The organism is Mycobacterium sp. pR1184 (assembly GCF_041287235.1).
In the GTDB taxonomy this organism is placed as follows: Bacteria; Actinomycetota; Actinomycetes; order Mycobacteriales; family Mycobacteriaceae; genus Mycobacterium.
In genome coordinates this window covers 50,830-67,358 of sequence record NZ_JBGGKR010000002.1, presented here as the reverse complement: position 1 = coordinate 67,358, position 16,529 = coordinate 50,830, and the positions used below count along the sequence as shown (strand labels likewise).

17 protein-coding genes are annotated in these 16,529 nt (G+C 66.4%); 8 read left to right on the top strand and 9 right to left on the bottom strand.

Annotated features, from left to right (window positions below; all coding sequences use genetic code 11):
- Positions 1–67: 67 nt before the first annotated feature.
- Positions 68–2,029, top strand: a complete 1,962-nt coding sequence (gene acs, locus ACAG21_RS03470) for an acetate--CoA ligase (protein WP_370494613.1) — start codon at positions 68–70, stop codon at positions 2,027–2,029.
- A gap of 1 nt (position 2,030) precedes the next feature.
- Here acs and ACAG21_RS03465 read toward each other — a convergent pair whose 3' ends face one another.
- Positions 2,031–2,729, bottom strand: a complete 699-nt coding sequence (locus tag ACAG21_RS03465) for a S1 family peptidase (protein ID WP_370494612.1) — start codon at positions 2,727–2,729, stop codon at positions 2,031–2,033.
- Positions 2,730–2,986: 257 nt separating this feature from the next.
- On the opposite strand from ACAG21_RS03465, the gene ACAG21_RS03460 reads away from it, so the two are divergent.
- Both ACAG21_RS03460 and ACAG21_RS03455 read left to right on the top strand, forming a co-directional pair.
- Positions 2,987–3,529 (top strand): phage holin family protein, encoded by a 543-nt coding sequence (locus tag ACAG21_RS03460; protein WP_370494611.1) that lies wholly within the window; start codon positions 2,987–2,989, stop codon positions 3,527–3,529.
- Positions 3,530–4,480, top strand: a complete 951-nt coding sequence (locus ACAG21_RS03455) for an alpha/beta fold hydrolase (protein WP_370494610.1) — start codon at positions 3,530–3,532, stop codon at positions 4,478–4,480.
- On the opposite strand, the gene marP is transcribed toward ACAG21_RS03455, so the two are convergent.
- Genes marP through nth form a run of 4 tightly spaced genes read right to left on the bottom strand, consistent with a single transcriptional unit; the run spans position 4,481 to position 7,850 of the window.
- Positions 4,481–5,674 carry an acid resistance serine protease MarP gene (gene marP, locus ACAG21_RS03450; protein WP_370495023.1) on the bottom strand — a complete coding sequence of 398 codons (1,194 nt, stop codon included), beginning with the start codon at positions 5,672–5,674 and terminating at the stop codon, positions 4,481–4,483.
- Between the two features lie 5 nt (positions 5,675–5,679).
- Entirely contained in the window at positions 5,680–6,462 is a 783-nt protein-coding gene (locus tag ACAG21_RS03445; protein WP_370494609.1) for a CoA pyrophosphatase, read from the bottom strand.
- A gap of 55 nt (positions 6,463–6,517) precedes the next feature.
- The gene (locus ACAG21_RS03440) at positions 6,518–7,156 is read right to left on the bottom strand and encodes a TlpA family protein disulfide reductase (protein WP_370494608.1); all 639 of its coding nucleotides are present in this window, start codon (positions 7,154–7,156) and stop codon (positions 6,518–6,520) included.
- A gap of 13 nt (positions 7,157–7,169) precedes the next feature.
- A complete protein-coding gene (gene nth / locus ACAG21_RS03435) occupies positions 7,170–7,850 on the bottom strand; it encodes an endonuclease III (RefSeq protein ID WP_370494607.1) in 681 nt (226 codons plus the stop codon).
- A 173-nt stretch (positions 7,851–8,023) separates the two neighbouring features.
- Between nth and ACAG21_RS03430 the strand changes: the two genes are divergently transcribed.
- Positions 8,024–8,410: a hypothetical protein gene (locus tag ACAG21_RS03430; protein WP_370494606.1), complete on the top strand. Its 387-nt coding sequence runs from the start codon at positions 8,024–8,026 to the stop codon at positions 8,408–8,410.
- A gap of 84 nt (positions 8,411–8,494) precedes the next feature.
- Positions 8,495–9,169 carry a cAMP-activated global transcriptional regulator CRP gene (crp, locus tag ACAG21_RS03425; protein WP_036465140.1) on the top strand — a complete coding sequence of 225 codons (675 nt, stop codon included), beginning with the start codon at positions 8,495–8,497 and terminating at the stop codon, positions 9,167–9,169.
- Between the two features lie 151 nt (positions 9,170–9,320).
- On the opposite strand, the gene ACAG21_RS03420 is transcribed toward crp, so the two are convergent.
- The 3 genes from ACAG21_RS03420 to ACAG21_RS03410 are packed head-to-tail and all read right to left on the bottom strand — an operon-like array spanning position 9,321 to position 10,753.
- Positions 9,321–10,115, bottom strand: a complete 795-nt coding sequence (locus tag ACAG21_RS03420) for an MBL fold metallo-hydrolase (RefSeq protein WP_370494605.1) — start codon at positions 10,113–10,115, stop codon at positions 9,321–9,323.
- 5 nt (positions 10,116–10,120) lie between these two features.
- A complete protein-coding gene (locus tag ACAG21_RS03415) occupies positions 10,121–10,576 on the bottom strand; it encodes a RidA family protein (RefSeq protein ID WP_370494604.1) in 456 nt (151 codons plus the stop codon).
- Positions 10,577–10,591: 15 nt separating this feature from the next.
- Complete coding sequence (locus ACAG21_RS03410; protein WP_090607515.1) at positions 10,592–10,753, bottom strand: DUF4177 domain-containing protein; 162 nt, start codon at positions 10,751–10,753, stop codon at positions 10,592–10,594.
- Positions 10,754–10,862: 109 nt separating this feature from the next.
- On the opposite strand from ACAG21_RS03410, the gene ACAG21_RS03405 reads away from it, so the two are divergent.
- Positions 10,863–11,885, top strand: a complete 1,023-nt coding sequence (locus tag ACAG21_RS03405; protein WP_370494603.1) for an ArsA-related P-loop ATPase — start codon at positions 10,863–10,865, stop codon at positions 11,883–11,885.
- The gene (locus ACAG21_RS03400) at positions 11,882–13,039 is read left to right on the top strand and encodes an ArsA family ATPase (RefSeq protein ID WP_370494602.1); all 1,158 of its coding nucleotides are present in this window, start codon (positions 11,882–11,884) and stop codon (positions 13,037–13,039) included. The genes ACAG21_RS03405 and ACAG21_RS03400 overlap by 4 nt, the downstream gene beginning before the upstream one ends.
- Positions 13,040–13,377: 338 nt before the next feature.
- Here ACAG21_RS03400 and ACAG21_RS03395 read toward each other — a convergent pair whose 3' ends face one another.
- A complete protein-coding gene (locus ACAG21_RS03395) occupies positions 13,378–13,728 on the bottom strand; it encodes a WhiB family transcriptional regulator (RefSeq protein WP_025736346.1) in 351 nt (116 codons plus the stop codon).
- A 359-nt stretch (positions 13,729–14,087) separates the two neighbouring features.
- Here ACAG21_RS03395 and ponA2 point away from each other — a divergent pair, with 359 nt between their 5' ends.
- Positions 14,088–16,514, top strand: a complete 2,427-nt coding sequence (ponA2, locus tag ACAG21_RS03390; protein WP_370494601.1) for a transglycosylase/D,D-transpeptidase PonA2 — start codon at positions 14,088–14,090, stop codon at positions 16,512–16,514.
- The last annotated feature ends 15 nt before the right edge of the window (positions 16,515–16,529 follow it).

Below are 16,529 nucleotides of genomic sequence, written 5' to 3'. Positions count from 1 at the left end.
TAGGCTCACAGACGGTTGACCAGCTCGAAGCCCGGCCCTCGACATACTCGACATAGGAGCGAAGCCAGTGACCGCCACACACACCGAAGGCCCTTCGTCGTACCCGCCGCCGGCGCAGTTCGCCGAGCAGGCCAACGCTCGCGAGGATCTCTACCGGGAGGCCGAAGCGGACCGGCTGGCGTTCTGGGCCAAGCAGGCCAACCGGCTGACGTGGACCAAACCTTTCACCGAGGTGCTGGACTGGTCGCAGGCGCCATTCGCCAAGTGGTTTTCCGACGGCACGCTCAACGTCGCCTACAACTGCGTGGACCGCCACGTCGAGGCCGGCCTCGGCGACCGGGTGGCGATTCACTGGGAGGGCGAGCCGGTCGGCGACAGCCGCAGCCTGACCTACTCCGACCTGCAAGACGAGGTGTGCAAAGCGGCCAACGCGCTGACCGATCTCGGTCTGGTCGCCGGCGACCGCGCCGCCATCTATATGCCGTTGATCCCGGAAGCCGTGATCGCGATGCTGGCCTGCGCGCGACTGGGTGTCATGCATAGCGTCGTGTTCGCCGGTTTCACCGCCAAGGCGTTGCGCGCCCGCATCGCCGACGCCCAGGCCAAGGTGCTGATCACCGCCGACGGGCAGTTCCGGCGCGGCAAGCCCGCGCCGCTGAAGGATGCCGCCGACGAGGCCGTGGCGTCAGGACCGGACGGCGACAGTCCCGTCGAGAAGGTTCTAGTGGTGCGGCGCACCGGAATTGACGTGTCCTGGAACGACGACCGCGACGTGTGGTGGCACGACGTGGTGGATTCCGCGTCGGCCCAGCACACCGCGGTGCCTTTCGACGCCGAGCACCCGCTGTTCCTGCTGTACACCTCGGGCACCACCGGAAAGCCCAAGGGCATCGTGCACACCAGCGGCGGCTACTTAACGCAGTCGTCGTACACGCACTACAACATCTTCGACATCAAGCCCGACCGCGACGTGTTTTGGTGCACGGCCGACATCGGCTGGGTCACCGGGCACACCTACGGCGTCTACGGTCCGCTCTCCAACGGCGTCACCGAGGTCCTCTACGAGGGCACCCCCGATTCGCCCAGCCAGCACCGGCATTTCGAAATCATCGAAAAGTACGGCGTCACAATCTATTACACCGCGCCCACACTGATCCGGACGTTCATGAAGTGGGGCCACGAGATCCCCGATGCACACGACCTGTCCAGCCTTCGACTGCTGGGCACGGTGGGCGAGCCGATCAACCCCGAGGCCTGGCGCTGGTACCGCAGGGTGATCGGCGCCGACCGCCTCCCGATCGTGGACACCTGGTGGCAGACCGAAACGGGTTCGGCGATGATCTCCCCGCTGCCCGGAGTCGCTGCGGCCAAACCCGGTTCGGCGATGAGGGCGCTGCCGGGGATCTCGGCCAGCATCGTCGACGACCACGGCGAGCAACTGACGCCGACCGTCCACCATGGCGAACACGTCACCGGCTACCTGGTCTTGGACCAGCCGTGGCCGTCGATGCTGCGCGGCATCTGGGGCGACCCGGACAGATACGTCGAGACCTACTGGTCCAGGTTCGCCGAGCAGGGCTGGTATTTCGCCGGCGACAGCGCCTATTACGACCGCGACGGCGCCATCTGGGTGGTGGGCCGCATCGACGACGTGATGAACGTGTCCGGGCATCGGCTTTCGAGCGCTGAGCTGGAGTCGGCGCTGGTCGGCCACTCCGGAGTGGCCGAGGCCGCGGTGGTCGCAAAGAAGGACGAGACCACGGGGCAAGCCATCTGCGCGTTCGTTGTGATGTGCGCCGAATACGACATGCATGAGGGCATCGTCGAGGAGCTGCGTAACGAGGTGGCCCGGGAGATCTCGCCGATCGCCAAGCCGCGCGAGATCCACGTGGTGCCCGAACTGCCCAAGACCCGCAGCGGCAAGATCATGCGCCGGCTGTTGCGCGACATCGCCGAAAATCGCGACCTCGGGGATACGTCGACACTGCTTGACCCGGGCGTCTTCGACGCGATCAGAGAGGCCAAGTAGCTCAGGCCGGTATCGGGACGAAGCCCGCGCCGGGCCGGTGCTTGGCGTTGATGTCGGCCAGGATCGCGTTGAACGACATCACCACCGCCGGAGTGTGCAGCGGGATGTACTTGATGATGCAGGTCGGCAGGTTGTCGCTGAACGCGCCGTGGATCATCCCGACCAGCAGGTTGTCGACCGTCACTGGCCCGCCGGAGTCACCCGGGCGGCCACACACCTGCATGACGATGGTTCCCGGGTCCTGGCCCGGCCCCCAGGTGACACCACACGAATTGCCGGTCGTCCGGCCCTGCTTGCAGGCGATCTGCCCGAACACCGGTTCCGGACCGACGCCGTTGATGATGAACCCGCCGTAGTTGGCCACCGGCGCCACCTTGGCCTGATCGAACTTGATCACCGCGTAGTCCAGGGCGTCGTTGCCCGCGACCATGACGCCCAGGACGCCTCTGCCTTCGGCGGCCTCGGCGGCGACCTGCGCGCCCGGTCCACCGCAGTGCGCGGAGGTGAAACCGATCAGTTCACCGGCGGCATCACCGCCGATCGTGGTCAGCGTGCACATGGTGTCTCCGTTGATGACGATGCCCGCACCGCCACCCATCGGGACCCGGTCGTCAGCGGCCGCGACGTTTGCAGGCAAAGCGGGCTGGACGAGGAGCACGGCCACCAGCGCCGCCACAAAGCACCGATGCGCCGTCTGCAATGCGTAGCTCCCATCAGCGGGCCGGATGTCGGAGAACAGCTGCGCCAGTCTAGATGATCACCCCGGTGCCCCTCTTGCTGTGCGAATAGCGGCGGCCGGGCCCGCCGGGCGCCGGGTCCCGCGGACTTCGGCTGGCCTCGTCTGGCATCGCGGCGCATGGCAACATAAACCGCGACGACAGCGAACGGGCTCGGCGACTATGCGAGCCAAGCAGCGGCTTTATCAGGAGCCGGGCAGTTCAACGGAGAGGACCGTTTGTGAGCAAGGTCGATCGCAACAATGGTGTGCCGAGCACGCTGACCACGATTCCGTTGGCCGACCCGCACGCCAGGCCCGGCGAACCGTCGATCGGTGACCTGATCAAAGACGCGACCACTCAAGCGTCCACGCTGGTGCGGGCCGAGGTCGAGCTGGCCCGCGCGGAGATCACCCGCGACATCAAGAAGGGCCTCACCGGCAGCGTCTTCTTCATCGCCGCGCTGGTGGTGCTGTTCTACTCCACCTTCTTTTTCTTCTTCTTCCTCGCCGAGCTGCTCGACAACTGGCTGTGGCGCTGGGTGGCTTTCCTGATCGTGTTCGCGCTCATGGTCGTGGTCGGTGCCGTGTTGGCGCTGCTGGGCTATTTGAAGGTGCGCCGGATCCGCGGACCACAGGAGACCATCGAATCGGTCAAGGAGACGCGCACCGCGCTCACCCCGGGCCACGACAAGCACGCCGCCGCGACCAAGCAGCTCACCGACGCGCCCGGCAAGCACGCCAAGCCCGAGAACGGCAACCCCGGCGACCCCTCAGGTTGGTAAATGGCAGTACCTGATCCGTCGATGGTCCGCATCGACGGGCCGTGGCGCCATTTGGACGTGCACGCCAACGGTATTCGATTCCACGTCGTCGAGGCGCTACCGACCGGACCGGGCGCACCGGCGGCGGCAGCCGCACGGCCGCTGGTGATACTGCTGCATGGCTTCGGCTCGTTCTGGTGGTCCTGGCGTCATCAGCTGCGTGGGCTGACCGATGCCCGGGTGGTCGCGGTCGACCTGCGCGGCTACGGCGGAAGCGACAAGCCGCCACGTGGTTACGACGGCTGGACGCTCGCCGGTGACACCGCCGGACTTATTCGCGCGCTTGGGCATTCGTCGGCGACGCTCGTCGGCCACGCCGACGGCGGGCTGTGCTGCTGGACTACCGCGCTGCTGCATTCGCGGCTGGTGCGCGCAATCGCGCTGGTCAGCTCGCCACACCCGGCGGCGCTGCGCCGATCGGCGTTGACGCGCCGCGACCAGAGTTCCGCACTGCTGCCGACCCTGCTGCGCTATCAGCTGCCGCTCTGGCCCGAGCGGCTGCTGACCCGCGACAACGGCGCCGAGATCGAACGTCTGGTCAAGTACCGTAGCTCCGCCAAATGGGCTGCCTCCGAGGACTTCTCGCAGACGATCGGGTATCTGCGCACGGCGATACAGATTCCCGGTGCGGCGCACTGCGCCCTGGAATACCAGCGCTGGGCGGTGCGCAGCCAGCTACGCGGTGAAGGCCGCCGATTCATGAAGTCGATGTCGCGCCAGCTCGGGGTTCCGCTGCTACATCTGCGCGGCGACGCCGACCCCTACGTGCTGGCCGATCCGGTCGACCACAGTCAGCGCTATGCAACGCAGGGCCGCTACGTATCCGTAACCGGCGCAGGGCATTACAGCCATGAAGAGATGCCCGAGGAGATCAACAGACACCTGATGAGGTTTTTCGAGCAGGTGCACTGATCAGCTGACGCAGGTCCCGGTGCCCACCTGTTGGGTGTCACCGATCTTGGCCATCTGGCCGGCCACCTCACCGGCGGTCAACACGAACCCGGTGTCGGGATCGTCGACGGCAGCGCCGAACACCACGCCCAGCACGTGACCGCTGAGGTCGATCAGCGGCCCACCCGAATTGCCTTGCTCCACATTGGCTCTGATGGTGTAGACGTCGCGGGTCACCGGCTGCGGATCGCGGTAGATGTCGGGGCCGCTGAGTTTGATGGCCTCGCGAATCCTGGCCGGAGTCGCGGTGAAGTTGCCGCCGCCGGGGTAACCCAGCACCACCACGTTGGTGCCGGTCTTCGCTTCGGTATCACTGAAAGCCAGTGGCGGTGGCGGCAGGTTCGGAATGGCAAGAATGGCAATGTCGACCGAGGGGTCGTAGGAAACGACGGTGGCATCCAACGGATTACCGCTGGCGTAGATCTGGACGCTGCTGGATCCGGCGACCACGTGCGCGTTTGTCATCACGCGATCGGGAGCGATCACAAATCCCGTGCCCTCCAACACTTTCTGGCAGCTGGGCGCCAGGCTGCGTACCTTCACCACGCTGGGCGCCGCGGCGGTGACCACCGGATTGGTGGCCAGCGACGGATCCGGTGATTCGACCGGGATCACCGGCGTGCGGCTGAACGGCTCGAGCACCGCGGGCAGCCCCGAGGTGTTCAACAATGCCGAAAGGCGTTTGGGCACAGTCTTCAACCACGGCGGTGCGATGGTGTTGACCTCGGCGAGCACCCGCGAACCGCGGACCGCGGCCGCCAGCTCGGGCTGGTCTTTCGACTGGGTCAGCGGCGTCGCCAGCAGCCACGCGGCGGTGAGCACGACGACGAGCTGCACCCCCACCCCGATGACCGAGTCCACTGTTCGGAATGTGCGGCTGCGGATTGCACCGCGCACGGCTCGTCCCAGCACTACGCCGGCGACCTCACCGACGACGACCAGCGCGAGAATCAGGAACAGCGCGCCGAACAACTTGGCGCGCGGGGCGGCGATGTGGCTGACGATGTGGGGCGCCAGCAGCACCCCCGCGATCGCGCCCAGCAGCACACCGACAAACGAGAAGAGCGAACCCACCGCGCCGGAACGCCAGCCCGAGATGGCCGCGATGAAAGCGACGGCAAGCACGGCGATATCCAGCCACTGCGACGGGGTCATCGAATTCATCGCGCGCCACCCTGCCGGCCGACCAGCACCATCGCGTCGTCGAGTTCACGGACGTCGTTGGTGTCCCACGGCTTTGCCCAGCCGGCGACGTCGAGAACCGCGGAGATCACCTGGCCAGTGAATCCCCAAACCAGCATTTGGTTCAGCAGAAACGCCGGGCCTGCCCAACGATTGCCGAGGTCGCCGCGGTAAACCATCAGCCGGTTGTCCGGATTGATGAACGCGCGCACCGGAACCCGCGACACGATCGCCGTCTCGCCCTCGTTGACCACCGCGACCGGTCCGGGGTCCGGCGAGTAGGCCAGCACCGGGACGACGTGAAACTGCGACGGGGCGATGAACGTCTTCTCCATCGTGATCAGGGGATGCAGCCGGGTGACGTCGATCCCGGTCTCCTCGTGGGCTTCTCGCAGCGCGGTGGCAACCGGCCCGCGATCGCCGGGGTCGGCCGCGCCGCCGGGGAACGCCGCCTGGCCCGCATGGTGTCGCAGCGACGACGCCCGCACGGTGAGCAACAGGTCGGCGTCGTCGGGCACGCCGCCGTCACCCGGCCCGGAGTCGGGACCCGAAAACAGAACCAGCACAGCGGCCTCGCGGTCGTCGTTGGCCGATGCCGCCCGGGCCGCGGTCACCATCGCCAGCACATCGGGAGGCAACCGGCGGCGGTAGGCCTCCGGGATCTGGCCCACGTTGTCGACCAGCGGGCGTAACCAGGACGGGCAGACGTCGGGCGTCAGGGGAACCGTCCCCTGCGCGCGGGCGGCACCCCCACCACTCACCGGCGCCTCCTTGTCGGGTCCACCTGCCCAGCCATTGTCGGACCGCCGAACTCGGTCATCCGTTGTTTCCAACCGCGGCCTCGATCTCGTCGGCACTCGCGAAATCGCGCAGCAGCGTCTGCGCAACGCTACCGTCCGGTCGGAGCACCACGGTCGCGGGCACCACATTTGCGACCTTGAGTGCTGCGGCAATCAGCCGCCGCCCATCCTGCAAGGTCGGGAGCCGAACGCCCAGCTCGGCCAGCCGCAACAATGCGGCCGTCTCGTTCTCGTCCTGATGCACGGTCACCACCATGACGTCGGAGGCGACCCGGCGCTGATATTCGGCCATCGCGGGCAATTCGGCCGCGCACGGCGCACACCAGTACGCCCATATATTGATGACCACCCGGCGGCCGGCCAGCGCACGGGCGACGTCAACGGCGGATCCGTCGGCCGCGCATTCGACCACTACGCCCCGCAGGACGTCGGGGCCGGCGCCGTTGCCCGGCGCCGGGCAGGGCGACAGGTTTGCCCGCGCGCGGGGGCCGGCCAGCGCGGCCGGTGTGTCGGCGTCGCGGTGTTCCCGATTCGGCCCCGAGATTGCGGGCGAGGTCGTCGCGGCGGAGTCGTCGCGCAGTTGCACAACGAACGCCGCCACCAGCGCGACCACCACCGCCAAGATCGCGATGGTCCAGCGAGTTCTCGGGGTCAACGTCCCGGCCGTGTTACAGCCCGACCAGAGAGAGCAGGTGTTCGGCCTCGGGGCCCTGCACCAGGGGCGCGGCCAGCGCCGGTTCGGTGGGGCCGAGCCCGAACGACGGGCAGTCTTTGGCGAGCACGCAAACCCCGCAGGCCGGCTTGCGCGCGTGGCACACCCGGCGGCCGTGGAAGATCACGCGGTGGCTCAGCAGGGTCCATTCCTTGCGTTCGACCAATTCGCCCACCGCGTGCTCGATCTTGACCGGGTCCTTTTCCTCGGTCCAACGCCATCTGGCCACCAGCCGCTGAAAGTGCGTGTCGACAGTGATCCCGGGAATGTCGAAGGCGTTCCCCAAGACGACGTTGGCGGTCTTGCGCCCGACCCCGGGCAGAGTCACCAACTCCTCCATCGTCGAGGGCACCTCGCCGTCGAACTTCTCGACCAGGGCCTGCCCGAGCCCGATCAGCGAGCTCGCCTTGTTGCGGAAGAAGCCAGTGGGGCGGATGAGGTTTTCCAGCTCGTCGCGATCGGCTTTCGCATAATCCACTGCCGACTTATATCTGGCGAACAACGCCGGGGTCGTGAGGTTCACCCTTTTGTCGGTGCTCTGCGCCGAAAGAATGGTGGCCACCACCAGTTCCAGCGGCGATCTGAAATCCAGCTCGCAATGTGCGTCCGGAAATGCTTGTGCCAGTGTGCGATTCATCCTGCGCGCGCGACGCACCAAACCGACTCGAGTTTCGGAGGCCCAACGCCGGGCAAGGGCGGAATCAGGCTTGGAATCAGGGGTAGCCGCCGTGGTTTTCGAACGCCCGGACGGCCTTGCCACTGTCACCTACGACAGAGTACTGATTTCGTAATCTCTCTGAGACCTTGGCCATGTTTACTCTCCTTGTGTCATGGTTGCTGGTGGCGTGCGTGCCGGGGCTGCTAATGCTCGCCGCGCTGGGCCTGGGGCGGCTCGAAAGAGAGCTCGGCCGGGAGTCGATAACGTCGACCGACGTCGACGAGTTTCTCGACCGGGCGCAGGCCATGGATATGCACACGCTGGCGACCGAAGGGATGCCCGAAGCGCTGGAATACCTGCATCGACGCCAGGCCCAGCAACTCGCGCTGTCCCCGCCGCCCAGCGGTCGCCATCGCGCCGAATCGCTGCTCGCAACCGCATTCACCGATCCCCCCGCACGCGCTTTACCGATGCGGATACACGCGCATTCAGGCGGAAATCCGCAATATGAGGCGACTAGACACGTCAATCGTGTGTAGCGTTGGCACGTTGGCCTACCTCTAGACTCGTAACCCGGGCTAGGTAGGTACCCATATCACTTCGTTGGAAAGCTGAAGGTCAAAGTGGACGAGATCCTGGCAAGGGCAGGAATCTTCCAAGGGGTTGAACCCGGCGCAGTCACCGCACTGACCAAGCAATTACAACCCGTCGACTTCCCGCGTGGACACACCGTTTTCGCGGAAGGGGAACCAGGCGATCGGCTGTACATCATCGTCTCGGGGAAGGTCAAGATCGGTCGCCGGTCACCCGATGGCCGGGAGAATCTGCTGACGATCATGGGCCCGTCGGACATGTTCGGCGAACTGTCGATCTTCGACCCGGGCCCCCGGACGTCGAGCGCCACGACAATCACCGAGGTACGCGCGGTTTCGATGGACCGCGATGCGCTGCGCGCGTGGATCGCCGATCGGCCCGAAATCGCCGAGCAATTGCTGCGGGTGCTCGCCCGACGGTTGCGTCGCACCAACAACAACCTCGCCGACCTCATCTTCACCGACGTGCCCGGTCGGGTGGCCAAGCAACTGCTGCAGCTCGCTCAGCGTTTCGGCACCCAGGAGGGTGGCGCGATGCGGGTCACCCACGACCTGACCCAAGAGGAGATCGCCCAGCTGGTGGGCGCTTCCCGGGAGACGGTCAACAAGGCCCTCGCCGATTTCGCGCACCGTGGGTGGATCCGGCTGGAGGGCAAAAGCGTGCTGATCTCGGACTCCGAAAGACTGGCCCGCCGCGCGCGGTAGCGGTACGCAACTGGCGTTGCGCCTGGGCTTTCAGTGTTGCGCCTGGGCTTTCAGTGTTGCGCCTGGGCTTTCAGTGTTGCGCCTGGGCGGGAATGTCGCGACTTCCTCGCCCTGGCCGCACACTCGACGCCGCCGCCGCACACTCGCTGAATTACTCGCGCCGCAGATAGTCCAATTGCGCCTGCACAGACCATTCGGCGGCGTCCCACAGCTTCTCGTCGACGTCGACATAGACGTATTCGACGATCTCGCGGGCGGTCGCTTCGCCGCCGAGGTCCCACAGCGCCGCGCGCACCTGCTCGAGACGCTCATGGCGGTGCGTCAGGTATCCGCTGGTGACGGATTCCAAGTCGGCCAGGTCGGGGCCATGGCCGGGCAACACCGTGCGACGGCCCAGACCGCGCAGGCGCCGCAGTGACTCCAGGTAGTCCGCGAGGCTGCCGTCTTCGCTGTCGATGACGGTGGTTCCGCGGCCCAGCACGCTGTCGGCGGTCAGTACCGCGTCGTCGAGCAGAAACGACAACGAGTCCGCGGTGTGGCCCGGCGTTGCCATCACCTTGATCTTCAGGTTGGCGGCGTCGATGATCTCGCCGTCGACCAGCTCGCCGCCGAGGCCACGCAGAAATCCGCTGCCGGCCGAGCGCACGGTCGCGCCGGTGAGCTCGACCAACTTGTCGATGGCGTCGGTGTGATCGCTGTGCCGGTGGCTGATCAGGACCAGCGCGATGCGCCCGAGCGATGCGATTCGGGCGATGTGCTCGTTGTCGTCGGGCCCCGGGTCCACGATGACCAGCTCGTCGCTGCGGGGTCCACGCAACACCCAGGTGTTGGTGCCCTCGAGCGTCAGCAGGCCCGGGTTCTCGGCCAGCAGGACCGAGGCAGTGTCGGTGACCGCCCGCAAACTGCCGTATGCGGGATGAGTCAGCGGCTCAACTGTCTCGGTCACGGCCGTTAGCCGACCTCCACGATCAACTCGACTTCGACCGGCGCATCCAGCGGTAGCTCGGATACGCCCACCGCAGAACGCGCATGCGCACCTTGGTCGCCGAACACCTCACCGAGCAGTTCCGAGGCCCCGTTGACGACGCCGGGCTGACCGTTGAAACCCGGCGCCGAGGCGACGAATCCGACGACCTTGACCACCCGGGTCACCGCGTCGATACCCGCCAGGGAATTCACCGCCGCCAGAGCGTTGAGCGCACACAGCCGCGCCATCGCCTTGGCGTCATCGGGATCCACGTCGGCGCCCACCTTGCCGGTGCCCGTCAACTTTCCCGCCACGATCGGCAGCTGGCCCGAGGTGTAGACCAGGTTGCCGGTGCGCACCGCGGGCACGTAAGAGGCCAGCGGCGCAACCAAGTCCGGAAGCGCGATGCCGAGCTGCTCAAGCCGGGCCGAAGCAGTCATCTGCGAGGGTCCTCTTTACTTAGGGCGCTTCAGATAGGCGACGTGTTGCTCACCGGTCGGCCCGGGCAGCACGGCGACCAACTCCCAGCCGTCGGCGCCCCATTGGTCGAGGATCTGTTTGGTGGCGTGCGTCAGCAGCGGGACCGTGGCGTATTCCCACGGGGTCGGTTGGCTCATGACGCGAGCTTATCGGTCGGGTGTGAACCCCACCGGTCAGCCCGGTGGACCGCGATCCGATGTAGCTACCCGATTTGCCAGGGCCGCGCAGAGCTCGGGCTAGCATGCGATGGTGGCAACCTCTTCTAGCGGCAACGCTGCCGTCGGCTGGCCGACGCGACTGTCGAAGGCCCGCCTGCACTTCGTCACCGGCAAAGGCGGGACGGGCAAATCGACGATCGCGGCCGCGCTGGCGCTGACCCTGGCGGCCGGCGGACGCAAAGTCCTCCTGGTCGAAGTAGAGGGCCGCCAAGGGATTGCGCAACTCTTCGACGTGCCGCCGCTGCCCTACCAGGAAGTCAAGATCGCCACCGCCGAGCGCGGCGGTCAGGTCAACGCCCTGGCGATCGACATCGAGGCCGCGTTCCTGGAATACCTCGACATGTTCTACAACCTCGGGATCGCCGGACGGGCGATGCGCCGGATCGGTGCGATCGAGTTCGCGACGACGATCGCGCCCGGCCTGCGCGACGTGCTGCTCACCGGCAAGATCAAGGAGACGGTCGTCCGCAGGGACAAGAACAAGCTGCCGGTTTACGACGCGATCGTCGTCGACGCACCACCGACCGGGCGCATCGCGCGCTTTCTGGACGTCACCAAAGCGGTGTCCGATCTGGCCAAGGGCGGCCCGGTGCACTCGCAAAGCGAGGGCGTGGTCAAGCTGCTGCACTCCGACGCGACCGCCATCCACTTGGTCACGTTGCTCGAAGCGCTGCCGGTGCAGGAGACGATGGAAGCCATCGAGGAGCTTGCCGAGATGCAACTGCCCATCGGCAGCGTGATCGTGAACCGCAACATTCCGGCATACCTGGAGCCCCGCGACCTGGCCAAGGCCGCGGAGGGCGACGTCGACGCAGACGCGGTGCGCGCCGGGTTGAAGACGGCAGGAATCGAGCTGGGCGACAATGACTTTGCCGGCCTACTGACCGAAACCATTCAGCACGCGACCCGAATCACGGCGCGGGCCGAGACCGCACAACAGCTCGATGCGTTGAAAGTGCCGCGGCTGGAGTTGCCCGCGATCTCCGACGGTGTCGACCTCGGCAGTCTGTATGAGCTGTCGGAATCGCTTGCACAGCAGGGAGTTCGATGAGTACCGCACCGAAAACCCTTGACATGGCCGAAATTCTGGCCGACCGCGCGAACCGCGTTGTCGTATGCTGCGGCGCCGGCGGCGTAGGCAAGACGACCACCGCGGCGGCGATGGCTTTACGTGCTGCCGAATATGGCCGCACAGTATGCGTTTTGACGATCGACCCGGCCAAACGGTTGGCGCAGGCGTTGGGCGTCAACGACCTTGGTAATACGCCACAGCGGGTGCCGCTGGCGCCCGAGGTCACCGGCGAGCTGCACGCGATGATGCTCGACATGCGCCGCACGTTCGACGAGATGGTGATCCAATACTCCGGAGACGCTCGGGCGCAAACGATTTTGGACAACCAGTTCTACCAGACGGTCGCCACCTCGCTCGCCGGCACGCAGGAGTACATGGCGATGGAGAAGCTTGGTCAGCTGCTGGGTGAGGACCGCTGGGACCTCGTGGTGGTGGACACTCCCCCGTCTCGCAATGCACTCGACTTCCTGGACGCGCCGAAACGCCTTGGCAGCTTCATGGACAGCCGGCTGTGGCGACTACTGCTGGCCCCGGGCCGCGGCATCGGCAAATTGGTCACCGGCGCAATGGGTTTAGCGATGAAGGCCCTCTCGACCGTGCTCGGTTCGCAGATGCTGGGCGACGCGGCGGCTTTCGTGCAGTCGCTGGATGCCACCTTCGGCGGCTTCCGCGAGAAGGCGGACCGCACCTACGCGCTGCTGAAGCGGCGCGGCACCCAGTTCGTGGTGGTGTCGGCGGCCGAACCCGACGCGCTGCGTGAGGCGTCCTTCTTCGTCGACCGGCTGTCGCAAGAGAGCATGCCGCTGGCGGGCCTGATCTTGAACCGCACCCATCCCCTGCTGTGCGCACTGCCGGTGGAGCGGGCCATCGACGGGATCGAGTCGCTGAAGTCGGATGCGGACTCCGATGCCGCGTCGCTGGCCACGGCGGTGCTCAAGATCCATGCCGACCGGGGTCAGACCGCCAAACGCGAGATCCGGCTGCTGTCCCGATTCACCGGGGCCAACCCAAACGTGCCGGTCGTGGGAGTTCCGTCGCTGCCGTTCGACGTGTCGGATCTGGAAGCCCTGCGTGCGCTCGCCGATCAGATCACCGCCGTCGGTGACGATGCGGCCCGCGCGGCGGGCCGCTGAGGAACCGGCGAATCCGAACCCCGTCGGTGACGATGCGGCCCGCGCGGCGGGCCGCTGAGCCTCGCCAACGGAACGCTCGTTTAGGGCGATCCGTCCTGCACAGGGCCGCGATACGGCCAGTTCAATAAGCCGCTGAGCGGCCGCCAAAAATTGGGGAGGGCGACAACTATTGGAGTCAGACCCAGCTGAAACGGCGAATTGCCATCTGGGACAAGCTAGTTCGCGCTGAAGTCGCTATTGAACATGCGCTGAATCCACCGAGCGCTGTAACGGTTTCGTAATAATAAGTTCTGGCCTACCTGTGCGCCGCGACGCTGCGGCGCACCCGCGTCCAAGCGTCAGCTGACGCCGCGGTTCCGGCGCTTGTCGAAGAAATCGGACCACGAAACGACCTCGGGGTGCTGCTTGAGCAGTGCCCGGCGCTGCCGCTCGGTCATGCCACCCCAGACGCCGAACTCGACCTTGTTGTCCAGCGCGTCGGCGCCGCATTCCTGCATCACCGGGCAGTGCCGGCAAATCACCGCGGCCTTACGCTGGGCGGCGCCCCGAACAAACAGTTCGTCGGGGTCAGTGGTCCGGCATAATGCTTGTGACACCCAGGCAATTCGTTCTTCAGCATCAACACTGCGAAGCACCCCCTGCGCCGCGGCAATGTTGGTTCGGCGTGCTGCCGGTCGTGTTCCTGACACGAGCTGTTCCCTTCCTCCCGGTCGCATTACGACCGCCCTCCTCGGGTAGCAGATCAACGTTGCGATCTACACCACACTGTGCTGATCGGTGTTACCTGAATCTCACCGTCTGTATAAGTTAGGTGGTCAGGAGCCAATTGCGCAACAGTCTGATAACGCTTTTTTTGGGACGGGCGTGCCGTCTTGTCCTTGAGCGTAAGCGGGAACATGAGATTGGGTACCCGTTTTGGGTAGCTGATATGTAACGCGATGGAGAACATCGCTTCCCGATTGACAGCAAAGCTGCAGGTCACACCTTCTGGATCCGCTGTGCGGATCAGCGGCGCGTCGCGCGACAAACGGCGGTTACTGTAGTACGCATGTCAGACCGCCCCCCGGCAGCTCTCACGATTCTTAAGCTGGCTGGCTGCTGTCTGCTGGCGAGCGTGCTCGCCACGGCGCTGTTGTTTCCGATGGCCGGCGGGCTGGGACTGATGTCCAACCGGGCCTCCGAAGTGGTCGCCAACGGGTCGGCCCAGCTGCTCGAGGGGCAGGTGCCCGCCGTCTCGACGATGGTCGACGCAAAGGGCAACACCATCGCCTGGCTGTACGAGCAACGCCGGTTTGAGGTGCCCACCGACAAGATCGCCAACACGATGAAGCTGGCGATCGTCTCGATCGAGGACAAGCGATTCGCCGAACACAACGGGGTGGACTGGAAGGGCACGCTGACCGGGCTGGCGGGCTATGCGTCCGGCGACGTCGACACCCGAGGCGGTTCGACGATCGAGCAGCAGTACATCAAGAACTACCAACTGTTGGTGACCGCGAAGACCGACGCCGAAAAGCGCGCTGCCGTCGAAACCACCCCGGCCCGCAAGCTGCGCGAGATCCGGATGGCGCTCACGCTTGACAAGACCTTCACCAAGCCGGAGATCCTGACCCGCTACCTGAACCTCGTCTCCTTCGGTAACGGCTCGTTCGGGGTGCAGGACGCGGCGCAGACCTATTTCGGGATCAATGCGTCGGATCTGAACTGGCAGCAGGCGGCGCTGCTGGCCGGCATGGTCCAGTCGACCAGCACGCTGAACCCCTACACCAACCCCGACGGTGCCCTGGCCCGGCGGAACCTGGTGCTCGACACGATGATCGAGAACCTGCCGCAGGAGACCGACGCGCTGCGCGCCGCCAAGGCGACGCCGCTGGGCATCTTGCCGCAGCCCAACGAGCTGCCGCGCGGTTGCATCGCCGCCGGCGACCGTGCCTTCTTCTGTGACTACGTCCAGGAATACCTGTCGCGAGCCGGCATCAGTAAGGAACAGGTGGCCAGGGGCGGCTACCTGATCCGCACGACGCTGGATCCCGACGTGCAGATCCCGGTCAAGAGCGCCATCGACAAGTTCGCCAGCCCGACCCTGCCCGGCATCTCGAGCGTGATGAGCGTGATCAGGCCGGGTAAGGATTCGCACAAGGTGATGGCCATGGCCAGCAACCGCACCTACGGTCTCGACGTCGACGCCGGCCAGACGATGCGCCCGCAGCCGTTCTCGCTCGTCGGCGACGGCGCGGGATCGGTGTTCAAGATCTTCACCACCGCCGCCGCGCTGGACATGGGCATGGGCATTAACGCCACGCTCGACGTGCCGCCGCGGTTCCAGCAGAAGGGCCTGGGTAGCGGTGGTGCCAAGGGCTGCCCCAAGGACACCTGGTGTGTGGTCAACGCCGGTAACTACCGGGGCTCGATGAACGTCACCGAGGCGCTGGCCACCTCGCCCAACACCGCATTCGCCAAGCTGATCTCGCAGGTGGGGGTGACGCGCACGGTCGACATGGCGGTCAAGCTCGGGCTGCGGTCCTACGCCGACCCCGGCACGGCCCGCGACTACAACCCCGACAGCAACGAAAGCCTGGCCGATTTCGTCAAACGACAGAACATCGGATCGTTCACCCTCGGTCCGATCGAAGTGAACGCCCTGGAGCTGTCGAACGTCGCCGCCACGCTGGCCTCCGGCGGCGTGTGGTGCCCGCCCAACCCGATCGACAAGCTGATCGACCGCAACGGCAATGAAGTCGCCGTGACGACCCAGACCTGCGACCAGGTGGTGCCCGAAGGGCTGGCCAACACCCTGGCCAATGCCATGAGCAAGGATGCGACGGGCGGCGGTACCGCGGCCGGTTCGGCCGGCGCCGCGGGCTGGGACCTGCCGGTGTCGGGTAAGACCGGCACCACCGAGGCCCACCGCTCCTCCGGGTTCGTCGGGTTCACCAGCCGCTACGCCGCGGCCAACTACATCTACGACGACTCCACCTCGCCGACGGATCTGTGCTCGGCGCCGTTGCGCCACTGCGGCGAGGGCGACCTGTACGGCGGTAACGAGCCCGCGCGCACCTGGTTCACCGCGATGAAGCCGATCGCGCTGAGCTTCGGCGACATCAAGTTGCCGCCGACGGATCCGCGCTACGTCGAGGGCTCCCCCGGCTCCCGGGTGCCGAGCGTGGCCGGCATGGACGTCGACGCCGCGCGCTCGCGCCTCAAGGAGGCCGGCTTCCAGGTCGCCGATCAGACCAATTCGGTCAACAGCACCGCGAAGCTGGGCGAGGTGGTCGGGACGTCGCCGTCGGGCAACACGATCCCCGGCTCGGTCGTCACCATTCAGGTCAGTAACGGCATCCCGCCGGCTCCGCCTCCGCCGCCGGACGGAGCGCCGCTGCCGGTCGGCTCGCAGGTCGTGGAGATCCCGGGTCTGCCGCCGATCACCATTCCGCTGCTGGCGCCGCCGCCACCGCCCGGACAGCCGCCTCCATAGCCGCGCAAGACGCTC